The sequence below is a fragment of the Labilibaculum sp. K2S genome, assembly GCF_030372765.1.
Classification (GTDB): Bacteria; Bacteroidota; Bacteroidia; order Bacteroidales; family Marinifilaceae; genus Labilibaculum.
Genome location: NZ_JAUCMW010000002.1, coordinates 361,973 through 377,454, shown reverse-complemented (window position 1 = coordinate 377,454; position 15,482 = coordinate 361,973). Strand labels below are relative to the sequence as shown.

Here is a 15,482-nt window from a genome sequence, read left to right as displayed (position 1 = left end):
TTTTGGTTTAACAGGGATTTGATTTTTTGAATGAAGAATTTATTACATTTTATCGTAAGATTTCATTTTACGATCATTTTTGTTGTAATTGAAATTTTTTGCATGTTATTGTTAGTCAGCTACAATAACTATCAAAAGACAGAGTACCTGAATTCGAGTAATGCCCTTACAGGAAGTATTTATGAGAAAGTTTCATCCACTACCGATTATTTGGCTTTGGCTGAAACAAACGAAGAATTAAATAAAGAAAATACCCGATTGAAGAATATCCTGGCGGAATCATACAAGATGTCAGTCGATTCTTCTATTCTTTATAATGATTCCTTATATCAGCAACAATACCTTTATCGAACCGCCAAAATCATTAATAATTCCGTTAATAAACAACTGAATTATATTACTTTGAATAAAGGCAAGTTAAATGGCATTCAGCCGGAGATGGCTGTAGTTACAGATCATGGTGTTGTTGGGGTTGTAAAAAGTGTTTCAAATAATTTTTCAACCGTAATTTCTTTATTGAACAGCCGAATAAGTGTTTCGGCTAAAATTAAGAAGAACAATTACTTTGGTTCCCTTTCCTGGGATGGAAGAGATTATAAATCAGCACGTTTGTACGAAGTTCCGATACATGTGTTAATTCAGACAGGAGATACAATTGTTACCAGTGGTTATTCATCAATTTTTCCAGAGGGAATATTGCTGGGTACAGTACAGGAAATTTTGCCAAGCTCAGGAGGCAATTTTCATGAATTGATAATCGCCTTTTCCAATGATTTTAAAAGTCTGTCATACGTGAAAGTTATTGGTGATCTGATGAAAACAGAACGCCTGCAACTTGAGAAGGAGGTGGTAGAATGAATCAGATCGTAAAAAATATAATAAGATTTGTGGTTCTTGTATTTATTCAGGTTGCCATTTTAAATAATATTCAAATAAGTGGTTTTTTAAATCCTTATATGTATATCTTATTCATTTTATTGCTTCCATTTGAGACCCCAAACTGGCTTTTGTTGGTTCTGTCGTTCTTTTTGGGATTGAGTGTAGATATTTTTTCCAATACTCTGGGAATGCATGCATCCGCTAGTGTTTTTATGGCGTACTTACGTCCATATATATTAAATTATTTGTCTGTAAGAGATGGTTATGAACAAGGAACAACGCCAAGTATTCTTCATTATGGATTTGGATGGTTCTTTAAGTATTGCCTGATATTAGTCATCGCTCATCATAGCTTTTTGTTTTTTATAGAAGTATTTTCATTTTCCAATTTAAGTGAAACCATTACCAGGATCATTCTTAGTACATTCTTTACTTTAAGCTTACTCATTACATCTCAATTCTTACTGTTTAAAAAATAGATCAATTATTAATATAAAATGAATAATTTCTCAAACCGAAAATACATTATTGGCGGAATATTCATTCTGGTTGTTCTAATTTTCATTATCCGTTTATTTAACCTTCAAATAATTGATGACACCTATAAATTATCTGCTGAGAATAATTCTCAAAGGCAGGTAACGCAATATCCGGCAAGGGGATTGATTTATGATAGGAATGGAAAATTGTTGGTGTATAACCAGGCAGCTTACGATCTAATGTTGATTCCCAGGCAATTGGAAGTTTTTGACACCACTGATTTTTGCCAATTATTGGGAATTGAAAAATTAGAATTAATTGAAGGAATTGCTAAGGCAAAGCATTATTCTTATCGAAAGGCATCTATTTTTTTAAAACAGTTGTCGTCTGAAAGATATGCTGTCTTGCAGGAGAAGTTATATAAATTTCCCGGTTTCTTTGTTCAGACGAGAACATTGCGGAAATATCCATTAAAAAGTGCTGCCCATGCATTAGGATATCTTAGAGAGGTAACCAATCAGGAGATTAAGAGTGATCCGTATTTTAGACAAGGAGACTATATCGGGAAAAGTGGTATAGAACGGACATATGAAAAGGAGCTTCGAGGAGAAAAGGGAGTAAAGATTTATTGGGTTGATGTTTTTAATAGAATAAAAGGATCATTTCGGAATGGGAAATTCGATGAAAAAGCTATCTCGGGTAAAAATTTGCACTCGAGTCTAGATATCGATTTGCAGCAATATGGAGAGTTGTTGATGCAAAATAAAAAAGGAGGAATCGTTGCGATTGAACCTCACACTGGTGAAATATTAGCAAAAGTATCCAGTCCGGGATATGATCCTGAAATGTTTGTTGGGCGGGCAATGAATAAGAATTATCAGATGATGGTTCAAAATGACTCATTAAAGCCTTTGTTCGATCGAACAATGCAAGCGCTGTATCCTCCAGGGTCAATTTTTAAATTGGTAAATGCATTGGTGGCTCTTCAGGAAAATGTAATTAGCCCTGCGACAAGATTTGAATGCCACAGCGGTTATCATGTTGGCAATTTTACGATGGGATGTCATTCTCATGCTTCTCCTTTGGATCTGCGTCATGCTATTCAGCAATCCTGTAATGCTTATTTTGCAAATGTATTTCGTTATATTTTGGAAAGTCCTAAGTTTGGTTCTGTTCAGGATGGGTACACTGCATGGAGAAAGGATGTCACTTCTTTTGGTTTTGGAAGTGAACTTGGCATTGATTTACCGAATGAAAAAACAGGTTCTATTCCTACAAACGAATATTATCAGACTAAGTATCGTAAGAATTGGAGGGCTTTAAATGCAATTTCCCTTGCCATAGGACAGGGCGAATTGCAGATAACACCAATGCAGATGGCAAATATGGTAGCTGCAATTGCCAATAGAGGTTATTATTTTATTCCTCATATCGTAAAGGCTGTTGGAGAGGATGGGGTTTTGGAAAAAAAGTATTTGGAAAAACATTATACCAGTATAGACTCTTCTAATTTCATACCTGTAATTGATGGTATGGAAATGGTAATTACTGGAGGTGAGGGGAGTACTGGAGCATTGGCAGCAATTAAAGATATTCGTGTGTGTGGAAAAACGGGAACAGTTCAGAATTCCGACGAAGCAGATCATTCTGTTTTTGTTGCATTTGCACCAAGAGAAAATCCGAAGATTGCTATCGTTGTTTATGTTGAAAATGGAGTGTGGGGAAGTAGATATGCAGCACCAATTTCTGGGTTGATGATCGAGAAATATCTAAATGGAGAGATTGCTGAAAATAAAAAATGGATAGAAAAGAGGATGCTTGAGGCTGATTTAATTAATCAGGCAGCAGCTTCCAGTACTGGAGTTATTGAATAAAATAATAAAGTTGGAATGACTAGAAAGGTAAGTTCAATAAAGAATCTGGATTGGTGGACAATTTTTTTATATGTTCTGCTTGTTTTTCTTGGATGGATAAATATTTACGCCGCAGTTTACAACGAGGAACATCAAAGTATTTTTGATATCAGTCAGAGATACGGAAAACAATTGATGTGGATCGGAGCGGCTTTTTTTCTCGCAATCGTTATTCTGATAATAGAAGGTAAATTTTTCTCTGCGTTCGCTTATCCCACCTATCTGTTTATGATTTTTCTCCTCGTTGCAGTACTGATATTTGGCAGGGAGGTCAACGGTGCCCGATCATGGTTTGAGATTGGAGGAATTCGTTTACAGCCTGCAGAGTTTGCTAAATTTGCAACTTGTCTGGCCATTTCACGATACATAAGTCAGTTTAATTTTAAGATACACAAATTTAAGTCCTTGGTTATAGCAGGAGTAATTTTATTTACCCCGGCTGTTTTAATACTTCTGCAGCGAGATGCCGGATCGGCTTTGGTATATGTCGTTTTCATATTGGTGTTATACAGGGAAGGACTTTCAGGTGTTGTTTTATTTGTTGGCTTTTTATCCGCGGTATTATTTATAATAACACTTCTTTTGCCCAAGCTAAATGTGCTTCTTATTATTTTAGGATTTTCTTTTATATGCCTGAAATTTATGGGGCTTCGGTTCAAGCAAATAATAATTGGTCTGTCTGCGGTATTTATCTGTTTTGGTTTGGTTTGGGGAGTAATTAAGGCTTTGCAATTGAATGTTTCCACCTACGTGATATTAATAATATCAATAAGTTTAAATATCATACCCTTCTTATATTATATTTATAGAGAACGACTTAAGAATGTTATTTGGGTTTTGCTGATTGCTGTTGGTAGTTTGTTTTTCACATTTTCGGTGAGTTATTTGTTTGAAAATGTTTTGGAATCTCATCAACAAGAACGTATAAACGACTTGTTAGGAATTGAGTCAGATCCTTCCGGTGCCGGATACAATGTGGCTCAATCAAAAATTGCAATTGGATCCGGCGGATTTACAGGAAAAGGATTTTTGAATGGAACACAAACGAAATTCAAATTTGTTCCTGAACAAAGTACCGATTTTATTTTTTGTACCGTAGGTGAAGAATGGGGATTTATTGGTTCTACTATAGTTTTATCCCTTCTACTACTTTTAATAATTCGTTTGTCGTTTTTGGCCGAAAGGCAACGATCTCCTTTTAGTCGGATATATGGATACGGAGTAGCTTGTATCTTGTTTTTCCATGTGGCAATAAATGTTGGTATGACAATTGGCCTTGCTCCGGTTATAGGAATTCCTTTGCCATTTTTCAGCTATGGTGGATCTTCCTTGTGGGCCTTTACCATTCTGTTGTTCGTATTCCTTCGTTTAGATGCCAATCGTTTGGAATTGTTGCGATAATTTGATGTTCATTGCTCACATAGCTTATGAGATCACTCATGAAGCAGTCAAATTCATTTTCAATTTCCTTATATTGATCGAGGAGCGTTTTTATTGCATAATCGGTCTGATCAGGCAAACTGGTTCTGCGGGACATGATTTTTAACGCAGTTTGTAAACCATCAATTGTTGAATAGCTTTCTAATCTTCTGCTTTGAATTAAGAAGGGAAGAAACAGTTTTACTTTTTGAGGAAGAATCAAATAGTTCTTCACTAATATTTCATGTGATTTGTTGACAAAGCTTGAAATGGGCTGAGTATGATATTGATTCCATTTTTTAGCTAAAAAATGGTCGTAGATCATATCGACAACAACTCCTGAGTATCTTTTATATCCATTTTTAAGTCTGTTTGAGCTTTGCAAAACAATTGGATGATGATCAGTGAAGTAATCAATATTTCGATGCAGGAGAATGCCTTTTTGGATTTCAGGATGATAATCCTTGTATTTATTGCCTTTAATGTAATCACCAATAAAATTTCCAATCTTCACTTTTTCCGAATCACCTGAAAGGTATTGGTGTGCTAAAAAATTCATGTTTCACCAGTGTTGTTTCCCGAAAATAAGCAATAAATAATAATTTCAATTCAATTTTGTATTTTCTTTTTTTACGGGGAAGTGTTTGGGTATTGGCAATAGGGAAGTTTAAAAGTTTTATAACAACGGAAAAACTAAATAAGTTATGACAGTTTCATGACAAAGTCAATTTTTCGGCTCGTGTTAAGCAACAGACTCAAAATCTATAACTTAAAGTCGTTAAAATTAGAAAAATTCCTTTAAAGTTTTAATTTTAAGTATTCATACCTAATACTAATTTTAACTTAAGAAACAGAAGTTATGGCTAAAAAGAATGTCATTATTATTGGTGCTGCAGGTCGTGATTTTCACAATTTCAACACTTACTTTAGAGACAACTCAGAGTACAATGTTGTTGCATTTACTGCCGCTCAAATTCCTGATATTGATGGAAGAAAATATCCTGCTGAATTGGCTGGGGTATTATATCCTGCGGGGATTCCGATTTATGCAGAAGAGGATTTGGTTAAATTGATTAAAGAACATTGTGTAGATGATTGTGTTTTTTCTTATTCGGATGTTCCGTATAAAAAAGTAATGAACGTGAGTGCGATTGTTAACGCTGCCGGATCTAACTTTAAATTGTTGGGGCCTGGTGATACAATGATAAAAAGCCATAAGCCTGTGATTGCTGTTGTTGCGACAAGAACTGGTTGTGGTAAATCCCAAACATCGAGAAAGGTTATTGAAGAATTAATGGATAAAGGATTAAAGGTGATTGCAATACGTCACCCTATGCCTTACGGTGATTTGGTTGCTCAAAAAGTACAACGTTTTGCAACAGTAGAAGATTTAAAAAAGCATAAATGTACCATAGAGGAAATGGAGGAATATGAACCACATGTTACCCGTGGTAATATAATTTACGCCGGAGTTGATTATGAGGCAATTGTTCGTGCTGCAGAGGAAGATCCCGATGGATGCGATGTTATTTTATGGGATGGCGGCAATAATGATTTCTCCTTTTACAAACCAGATTTAACAATTACAGTTGCAGATCCTCATCGTGCGGGAGCCGAAATGAATTACTATCCGGGAGAAGTTAATCTCCGGTTGGCTGATGTTGTTGTTATTAATAAAATGGATTCAGCAACTCCGGAAGGAATTCAAACAGTCCGCGAAAATATTGCATTGGCAAATCCAAAGGCTATCGTAATTGATGGAGCTTCACCAATCACTGTTGATCATCCTGAGTTGATTCGTGGCAAGCGTGTTTTAATAGTTGAAGATGGGCCAACTTTAACTCATGGTGAAATGAAGATTGGCGCAGGTACAATTGCGGCACGCAAATTTGGCGCCATAGAAGAAATTGATGCCCGACCTTATCTTGTAGGAAAATTGAAAGAAACCTACGAAATTTATCCAAATATTGGTAATATTTTACCTGCAATGGGTTATTCAGATCAACAGCTTAAGGATTTGGAAACTACAATTAACAGCAGCGATTGCGATTCTGTTATTATTGGCACTCCAATAGATTTAAATAGAATTATCAATATTAAAAAACCTACAACCCGCGTTTATTATGATTTGGAAGAGATTGGGTATCCAAAATTATCTCATGTAATAAATAAGTTTACTGAAAAACATCATTTGAATAAGGAAATGGCTTAAATAGAGAAGTAATCTTATTTTTATTGTAAAAGAGTAGATTTAATCTGCTCTTTTTTATTCTAAAAGATGAATGAAAACAAAACTTTATTTAGAAAATGAAGTATACATTTTTTGTAAAGTAAGAGATAAAACACTCTTAATATTGACTATAACCACAATAGGAAATTACTACTACTTTATTTATGAATAATTCCATGTTTCTAAGTTTAATACAGAACACTGCAATATTGCTGTCATTTAGTATGTTGTATGATTATTTGTGGGTGAGAAGAACTGGTCTTAAATCCATATGGGATCAATTATTGGCAGGTGGAATTGTAGGTGCTATTGGTGTTGTTCTTATGCTTTCTTCCTGGGAAATGGCAACTGGAGTTGTTTTTGATACGCGTTCAGTTATCCTTTCCATTTCTGGGTTATTTTTTGGTGCAATTCCTACTATTATTGCAATTCTAATTACAGGTACCTATCGTTTTATTTTGGGCGGAGAAGGAATGTTTATGGGAATTGCCGTTATAATCAGTTCCGGTGTGATAGGTATTTTATGGAAAAAAATCGGTGTGAAATCTTATTGGTTAAAATATTTACTTTTAGGAGTTGCCGTTCATTTGGCGATGATTAGTTGCTCTGTATTTTTGCCTTCGGAAAAAACCATGCCGACTTTGCTGCAAATTTCCTGGCCCCTGTTAACGATTTATCCACTGGGCAATATGTTGCTGGGATTATTCATGAACCGACAATTGCAAAACAGAGCTAATAAAATCGCATTAAGTAGAACAGAGGAAAAATATTCGCGTTTGTATGAAAGCATGAACGATGCATTTGTTGTTTTGGATATGGATGCCAATGTGATCGAATTTAACACAGCATTCAAAGAAATGCTTGGTTACTCCTCTGATGAATTGCTGCACATGAATTGTCATGATTTAACCCCTTTAAAATGGCTTGAATTTGAGCAGAAAATAATGGAAGAAGAGGTTCTCGTATCCGGAAGTTCCAGAGTATATGAAAAGGAGTGTACACGAAAAGATGGAAGTTTGATTCCTGTTGAACTGCGTATCTATTTGTTGAAGGAAGAAAAAGATAAGCCCAAAGGATTTTGGGTTATGGTTCGTGATATTTCTTTGCGTAAGAATGCCATGGCGTTGGTTGAAAATGAAAGAGCTCATTTAAAAATACTGATAGAAACTGTGCCTGAAATGATTTGGTTAAAAGATCCAAAGGGAATATATCTGTCGTGTAATCGGAACTTCGAAAAATTTAATGGCTTACAAGGAAATGCGCTTATTGGCAAATCAGATTATGATTTTTATCCACGTGAGATTGCTGATTTTTATTGGGAAAAAGATTTGGAGGTTTTAAATAGCGCAAAAAGCGTTCGCTTTACCAATTGGGCTGTTTCCGCTACCACTGGAAACAGACTTTTAACTGAGACGATTAAAACTCCAATGCACGATGTTGAGGGAAAGTTACTCGGAGTACTAGGTGTTTCAAGAGATATTACGGATATAAAGCTGGCTGAAAGAGAGCTGTTAAAGGCAAAAGAAAAGGCTGAGGAAAGTGATAAGTTGAAATCGATTTTTCTCGCCAATATGAGTCATGAGATACGTACTCCAATGAATGCAATTATGGGATTTTCAGAATTACTTGTTGATTCAGAATTGGATGATGCTGAAAAATCTCAGTACATAAATATTATTCAAAATTCAGGGAATAGACTGTTGCAGCTTATTGATGATATTGTCGATATCTCTAAATTGGAATTGGATCAGGTGGCGGTTCATAGAGTAGAAACCAATTTGCACGAATTATTTGTAAGCAGTATAGAGGTTGTAAAAAGGGGAGTGTTATTAGAAAGTAAACCTAATATCGAGTTGGTTTTGAATTTGCCGGAAGAGTATGAAAGACTTTCTGTTTTTACAGATTCTAATCGGTTTCATCAGATTCTTGATAATTTGCTTAATAATGCAATCAAATTTTCAGAAGTGGGTAAGGTTGAAGTTGGATATAGTTTTAAGGAATATTTGTCGCAGACAGTAATTGAAGTATATGTGAAAGATGAAGGTTGCGGAATACCTAAAAACAGACATGATATCATTTTTGAACGTTTCAGACAAGGAGATGAAGAGCAGTTTACTGATGGAACAGGATTAGGTTTAAGTATTTCAAAAGGACTTGTTGAGCTTTTGGGAGGTGAAATCAGGTTCGAATCGGTAGTTGGAAAAGGCAGTACTTTTTATTTTACACTACCTTATTCTAAAAACGAAATGATTGGTGCTGATGATGCACAAGTTGTAAAGCGGACGGAGTCTATTGGTCGAAAATATGTATTAATTGCAGAGGAAGATTATAACTCATTTCTTTATTTGCAAAAATTATTTGATGGAGAAGATGTTATTATTTCTCATGCTTCAAATGAGAATATCATGATAAACATGTTGAATGAATTAACGCCTGATTTGCTTATTCTTGATATGAACATTCATAGTAAATCAACGATAGATTGTTTGTCTTTAATAAAAAACAGGAATCAGGATACAAAAGTGATTGCTCAGACAGCTTATGCTATAAAAGGGGAAGAAGAGCGATATATTGATGCAGGATGTCATGGCTATATTACAATGCCAATTACTAAAAATGATTTTTTAACAGAGGTAAGAAGGGTTCTGAATTAGTTCGATTTCTTTTGGATATCGCCAATGGTGATTAGCACAATTCCAAAAATAATAAAAATTCCACCTAATAACTGATTGTTGCTCGGCAAAAGATCCATAAAAATAAAGGCTCCTAAAACAATAAAGAAACTTCTTGATGTGCAAATTAAGGTAGTGATTGATGCATCGACAAATTTTAAGGAGGCAAACGTAAGGGTTACACCCAAAAACGGCCCAAAAATGGATCCAACACTGATGCAAAGCAGTGAGTCTGCCGTGTAGTGAGGCACTTCAAAAATAAAGAGGCTGTACAATGCAAATCCCAGAAATAAAAACAATGATCGGCAAACCGTAATCATCGTAGAAGGAATTGTTTTAATTTCAGATCGTGCAAGCACCAGGCTTATTCCATAGAATAATGCAAAAACAAGCGTGGCAATACTTGCCGGCGTTATAAAACTTCCCAAATCGGAAACGGTGTTGTTATAATTGATTAAAACAACGCCGCTAAGAGTAACTGCAATTCCGATTACAGCCGGTAAATTGTATCTTATTTTCAGAAAAACATATCCAATGAAAATTACAAATATGGGACTGGTATTTGCTAGGAATGAAACGATTGCCGGATTTTCAGTCAGTTTTATTGAGAGAAAGAAAGCAGACATTGATATTACCTCTGAACATCCGATTAGAATTAAAATGAATTTTGATTTATTAGATAATGAGCTTAGTTTTTTTCTGTCAGTAAAAAAATAATAGTACAGGTAATTGTATAGCAGAGCAAAGGCAAACCACAACAACCCAAAAGAGGCAAGACTGACATCTTTCATCGCCAGTTTACTGAAAATGTATATGTTCGAAAAGCTGATGGTTGCCAATAGCGCCAACAAGCTTCCTTTTAGTTTAGATGAGTACTGCATCGTTTAAGGTATTTTTAATTGCAGTAAATGTAAATATTAGTTTGTTTTTATTAAGGAGATTACGCCCCGTTTTATTAGATATTATTAATATATTCGTTTGCATGGAACTAAATTTACTTTTTGCAGCTCTCTCGACTTTTATTTTGAATGTGCCTTTTGGATTTATCAGGCAAGGATTTAAAAAGTTCTCAGTAATGTGGTTTGTCTGTATTCATGTACCCATTCCATTTGTAATCCTGTTTCGGCATTTATTCGGTTTGGGTTTTCAGTTATACACCTATCCAATTATGGTGAGTGCTTTCTTTTTGGGACAGTTTGCCGGGAAAAAAATACGGATTAGAAGGGATGCAAAAAAGAGTTTAGCAGAAGAACTGCAAACCGAGGAAATAAAAAAAGATCAACTTTGAGTTGATCTTTTATTTATAGTATTGTATTGAAATTGAGACTACAATTTCTCTTTGATTTTTTTAGTTTCCTCTTCGAAACCTGGTTTTTCAAGCAAAGCAAACATGTTGCTTTTGTATGCTTCAACACCTGGTTGGTCAAATGGGTTTACATCCAAAATATAACCACTAACACCACAGGCAATTTCAAAGAAGTATATTAATTCTCCCAAGTAGAATTCATTCAACTGAGGCATTTCAATTCTTAGATTTGGAACACCACCATCAACGTGAGCCAACTGAGTTCCCAATTCGGCCATTTTATTCACCGCATCAATACGTCTTCCAGCCAAAAAGTTCAAACCGTCAAGATTGTCTTTATCTTCAGGAATAACTACAGTATGGTTGGGTTTAGCAATTGAAATAACAGTTTCGAAAATGTTACGCTGTCCTTCCTGAATGTATTGTCCCATTGAGTGTAAATCACTTGTGAAATCAACACTGGCCGGAAAAATACCTTTGTTTTCTTTTCCTTCACTTTCTCCGTAAAGCTGCTTCCACCATTCGGCTACATTGTGCAGTTTAGGATTGTAATTGGCCAAAATTTCAATTCCCTTGCCTTTTGCGTAAAGAGCATTTCTGCTGGCAGCGTATAGTAATGCTGGATTTTCTTCGAATGCAGTTGCCATTGAATATTCCTGCATCGATTTAGCCCCTTTTACCAATTCCTTGATATCGTGACCCGCTACTGCGATAGGAAGCAAGCCAACCGGAGTTAACACAGAGAACCGACCGCCTACATCATCAGGAATTACAAAAGTTTTGTATCCTTCCTGAACAGCAAGAGTTCTAAGAGCGCCTTTCGATGCATCGGTAATAGCGATTATTCTTTCGCGGGCTTCTTCTTTGCCAACATTTTCTTCCAAAAGTTCTTTTAACAAACGGAAGGCAATAGCAGGTTCGGTAGTTGTTCCCGATTTAGAGATTACACAAATACCAAATTCAAGATCTTTTAAAATATCCATTAATTCAAACAGATAATCTTCGCTAATGTTTTGTCCGGCATACAATACAAGTGGATTTTCATTACCGATATTCAGTTGATCGAAACTATGAGCCAAAGCATCGTTAACAGCTTTTGCACCCAGGTATGATCCTCCTATACCAATAACCACAAGTACTTCTACTTTATCTTTCAAAGACAAAGCAGTTGCTTCGATATCATTTAGCTCTTCTTCAGTAATCTGAGAAGGTAAATCTACCCAACCAACAAAATCATTTCCCTTACCGGTTCCTTCTCGAAGAGCAGTTAAATGTTTTTGACTCTCTTCTTTAAATTTGAAAATCTCTTCCTTACTTACGAAGTTTAAAGATTTTTCAAAGCTCAACTTGATGTGTTCCATTATTTTCAAATTAAGATGTAAAATCCAGATCTGTCAGAACCGATACCCCCTCAGAGCGAAAGACAGAAATGGGTTTAATGTGTATAATTAATAATATTTATTCAAACTAAAATGATTGATGAATGCTTTGCGGATCTGCATTCATGCAAAGAAGTTCCTTTTACGTTTTGAAAAAGATAAAATTTCAAAAGGTAAATTTACAATTGAAAAATAACTTTAACGTAAATCTTCTGTTAATAATTTAATTTCCATAGCTGGAGATATTTTTTCGTACAGAATATTATAAACAGCCATGGTAATTGGCATGTGAACCTTGTATTTATCATTAATTTCCTTGATACAACTAACCGCATAATATCCTTCGGCAATCATGTGCATTTCTAACTGAGCAAATTTCACAGAATATCCTTTCCCAATCATGGTTCCAAAAGTTCTGTTTCTACTAAATTGAGAATAACAGGTAACCAATAAATCGCCTAAATAAGCTGAGCTTTTAATATCTCTTGTAATGGGATGAACCGTATCTACAAAACGTTTAATTTCTTGAATAGCGTTCGAGATCAACACAGCTTGAAAATTATCACCATAACGAAGTCCGTGGCAAATACCGGAAGCAATGGCAATAACATTTTTTAGAACGGCAGAATATTCAGTTCCATAAATATCATCAGAAATGGTTGTTTTAATATAAGCACATTCCATTTTCAAAGCCAAAACTCTTGCGTTCTTGGTATTTTGAGAGGCAATAGTTAAATATGACAATCTTTCCAATGCAACTTCTTCCGCATGGCAAGGACCGGAAATTACTCCGATGTTATCAATTGGCACATTGTATTTTTCATTAAAGAATTCACCAATAATCATGTTTTCATCGGGAACAATACCTTTAATTGCAGATACAACAAATTTATCTTTAAGGCTTACTGTAAGATTTTTAAGCGCATTTTTTAAGAATGCGGATGGTATTGCAAATATAATGATGTCTGAATTTGTTACGATTTCATCAATATTATGCGAAAAATTGATTTTGTCGATATCAAATTCTGCGCTGGTAATGTAGCGTGGGTTATGACCTAATTCCTTGAACTGGTCAATGGTATCCGGATTACGCATGTACCAGTTAATTTCTGCTACATTTTCCATAAAGATTTTTGCAATAGCTGTAGCCCAGCTACCACCACCAATTATGGCAATTTTTGATGATTTGTTCATGAATTTATTGATAAGTCAGGTACAATTAGAGAATTATTTTTGTAACGATCAGATCTCTAATTTACTAAATATCGGAGGAAGGGAGAAATTCCCGACCTCCGATATGAAAATATTTTTAAGAAAGGATTAAGACAACCACTCTGCTACTTCTTCTTGACTTGGGTTTTTTAATCCCATTTTTAGTTTTTTATTCCAGCCACAAATATCTTGGTGAAGTTTTGTTGACTTCTCATCTTTTAAAGCGCTGACAGTTTGGAATCCTGCTTTACGAATTATTGGCATCCATTCAGGAGCAATTCCCAAAGCAATAAATTTATCATCACTGTCAACTGCAGCTTTCTTCTCAGGTCTCATTTGAGGGAAGAACAATACGTCCTGAATCGACTGAGAGTTGGTCATCAACATGGTTAACCGATCAATACCAATTCCCATACCTGATGTAGGTGGCATACCATATTCAAGAGCACGAACAAAGTCCATATCAATAAACATAGCTTCATCATCCCCTTTTTCGCTCAGTTTGTTCTGATCCTGGAAACGCTCTAACTGATCAATAGGATCATTTAGCTCCGAATATGCATTACAAAGCTCTTTTCCATTCACCATTAACTCGAAACGCTCGGTTAATTCCGGATTGTCTCTGTGTTTTTTACAAAGAGGAGACATCTCAACAGGATAATCGGTAATGAAAGTTGGCTGAATGTAATTCCCTTCACATTTCTCACCAAAAATTTCATCGATTAATTTTCCTTTCCCCATGGTTTCATCCGCTTCGATATTCAGTTTTTTACAAACTTCCCGAAGTTGAACGTCATCCATTCCATTGATGTCGATTCCTGTAAACTCAAGAATAGAATCAAGCATAGAGATACGCTTGAAAGGACGCTTGAAATCAATCTCCTTGTCACCAACCATTAATTTGGTTTTGCCATGAAGATCCATTGCAATTTTTTCAATCATTTCTTCGGTAAAGTCCATCATCCAGTTGTAATCCTTATAGGCAACATAGATTTCCATGACTGTAAATTCAGGGTTGTGAGTACGATCCATTCCCTCGTTACGGAAATCTTTCGCAAACTCATAAACTCCATCGAATCCACCAACGATCAATCTTTTCAAATATAGTTCGTTGGCGATACGCATATACAAAGGAATATCCAATGCATTGTGATGTGTTTCGAACGGACGGGCAGATGCACCGCCGGGAATAGCTTGTAAGATTGGAGTTTCTACCTCTAAGTAATCTTTGCTGTTGAAAAGCTCACGCATCGAGTTGATGATCTTTGTTCTTTTCAAAAAAACATCTTTAACAGCCGGGTTTACTACTAAATCAACATATCGCTGACGGTAACGCATCTCAGGATCGCTGAAAGCATCGTATATTTTTCCGTCTTTTTCCTTAACAACAGGAAGCGGACGAATAGATTTTGAAAGGATTGTCATTTCAGTTGCATGAACCGAAGTTTCGCCTGCACGAGTAACAAATACGTATCCTTTAATTCCAATAAAATCACCAATATCAGTCAGTTTTTTGAATACAGTATTGTATAGAGTTTTATCTTCGCCCGGGCAAATATCATCTCTGGTAATGTAAATCTGTATTCTTCCCTTCGAATCCTGAAGTTCAAGAAAGGAAGCTTTACCCATAATTCTTCTGTTCATGATTCTACCCGCGATACAAACCTCTTGAAGGTTGTTCTTTTCAGGATCGAAATCTTTCAGAATATCTGAAGAAAAGCTGTTTACATGATATTGTGCCGCAGGAAATGGGTTGATACCCATAGACTGCATTTCTTTAAGGGAATTCCTTCTAATGATTTCTTGTTCACTAAGTTCTAACGCATTCATCTTAATCTCAATAAAGTTTATTCGGGTGCAAAGATAATATAATCTGTCCAAATAATTAATTTCAATAGCTTTACTTATTGGATTTAATGTGAATTGCGCTGATAAAAGTATGATAATTGATTGTGTCTGCTAACTTAGGGAGTTTACTAAAGGTTCAAAAAG

Annotated in this window: 12 protein-coding genes; 7 read left to right on the top strand and 5 right to left on the bottom strand. The window is 35.3% G+C overall.

What is annotated here, in order from left to right; translation table 11 throughout:
- Nucleotides 1-30 precede the first annotated feature (30 nt).
- Genes mreC through rodA form a run of 4 tightly spaced genes read left to right on the top strand, consistent with a single transcriptional unit; the run spans nucleotide 31 to nucleotide 4,673 of the window.
- Entirely contained in the window at nucleotides 31-858 is an 828-nt protein-coding gene (gene mreC / locus QUH73_RS04700; RefSeq protein ID WP_289529306.1) for a rod shape-determining protein MreC, read from the top strand.
- Nucleotides 855-1,358, top strand: coding sequence for a rod shape-determining protein MreD (mreD, locus tag QUH73_RS04695; RefSeq protein ID WP_289529305.1), 504 nt, complete (start codon nucleotides 855-857; stop codon nucleotides 1,356-1,358). The genes mreC and mreD overlap by 4 nt, the downstream gene beginning before the upstream one ends.
- Before the next feature lie 18 nt (nucleotides 1,359-1,376).
- Nucleotides 1,377-3,233, top strand: a complete 1,857-nt coding sequence (gene mrdA / locus QUH73_RS04690; RefSeq protein ID WP_289529304.1) for a penicillin-binding protein 2 — start codon at nucleotides 1,377-1,379, stop codon at nucleotides 3,231-3,233.
- Between the two features lie 15 nt (nucleotides 3,234-3,248).
- Complete coding sequence (gene rodA / locus QUH73_RS04685) at nucleotides 3,249-4,673, top strand: rod shape-determining protein RodA (protein WP_289529303.1); 1,425 nt, start codon at nucleotides 3,249-3,251, stop codon at nucleotides 4,671-4,673.
- On the opposite strand, the gene QUH73_RS04680 is transcribed toward rodA, so the two are convergent.
- Nucleotides 4,612-5,250 carry an acyl carrier protein phosphodiesterase gene (locus QUH73_RS04680; RefSeq protein ID WP_289529302.1) on the bottom strand — a complete coding sequence of 213 codons (639 nt, stop codon included), beginning with the start codon at nucleotides 5,248-5,250 and terminating at the stop codon, nucleotides 4,612-4,614. The two genes, rodA and QUH73_RS04680, sit on opposite strands and share 62 nt — an antisense overlap.
- A 300-nt stretch (nucleotides 5,251-5,550) precedes the next feature.
- Between QUH73_RS04680 and QUH73_RS04675 the strand changes: the two genes are divergently transcribed.
- Nucleotides 5,551-6,903: a cyclic 2,3-diphosphoglycerate synthase gene (locus QUH73_RS04675; protein WP_289529301.1), complete on the top strand. Its 1,353-nt coding sequence runs from the start codon at nucleotides 5,551-5,553 to the stop codon at nucleotides 6,901-6,903.
- A 182-nt stretch (nucleotides 6,904-7,085) separates the two neighbouring features.
- On the top strand, nucleotides 7,086-9,575 hold the full coding sequence (locus QUH73_RS04670) for a PAS domain S-box protein (protein ID WP_289529300.1): 2,490 nt from the start codon (nucleotides 7,086-7,088) through the stop codon (nucleotides 9,573-9,575).
- Here the strand turns inward: QUH73_RS04670 and QUH73_RS04665 are convergent.
- A complete protein-coding gene (locus QUH73_RS04665; RefSeq protein WP_289529299.1) occupies nucleotides 9,572-10,474 on the bottom strand; it encodes a DMT family transporter in 903 nt (300 codons plus the stop codon). The genes QUH73_RS04670 and QUH73_RS04665 overlap by 4 nt on opposite strands.
- Nucleotides 10,475-10,575: 101 nt before the next feature.
- Here QUH73_RS04665 and QUH73_RS04660 point away from each other — a divergent pair, with 101 nt between their 5' ends.
- Nucleotides 10,576-10,881: a hypothetical protein gene (locus tag QUH73_RS04660; protein WP_289529298.1), complete on the top strand. Its 306-nt coding sequence runs from the start codon at nucleotides 10,576-10,578 to the stop codon at nucleotides 10,879-10,881.
- A 38-nt stretch (nucleotides 10,882-10,919) separates the two neighbouring features.
- On the opposite strand, the gene QUH73_RS04655 is transcribed toward QUH73_RS04660, so the two are convergent.
- From QUH73_RS04655 to lysS, 3 genes are all read right to left on the bottom strand, one after another.
- The gene (locus QUH73_RS04655) at nucleotides 10,920-12,260 is read right to left on the bottom strand and encodes a glucose-6-phosphate isomerase (protein ID WP_289529297.1); all 1,341 of its coding nucleotides are present in this window, start codon (nucleotides 12,258-12,260) and stop codon (nucleotides 10,920-10,922) included.
- A gap of 216 nt (nucleotides 12,261-12,476) precedes the next feature.
- The gene (locus tag QUH73_RS04650) at nucleotides 12,477-13,472 is read right to left on the bottom strand and encodes an NAD(P)H-dependent glycerol-3-phosphate dehydrogenase (RefSeq protein WP_289529296.1); all 996 of its coding nucleotides are present in this window, start codon (nucleotides 13,470-13,472) and stop codon (nucleotides 12,477-12,479) included.
- A 126-nt stretch (nucleotides 13,473-13,598) separates the two neighbouring features.
- Entirely contained in the window at nucleotides 13,599-15,320 is a 1,722-nt protein-coding gene (lysS, locus tag QUH73_RS04645) for a lysine--tRNA ligase (RefSeq protein WP_289529295.1), read from the bottom strand.
- Nucleotides 15,321-15,482 lie beyond the last annotated feature (162 nt).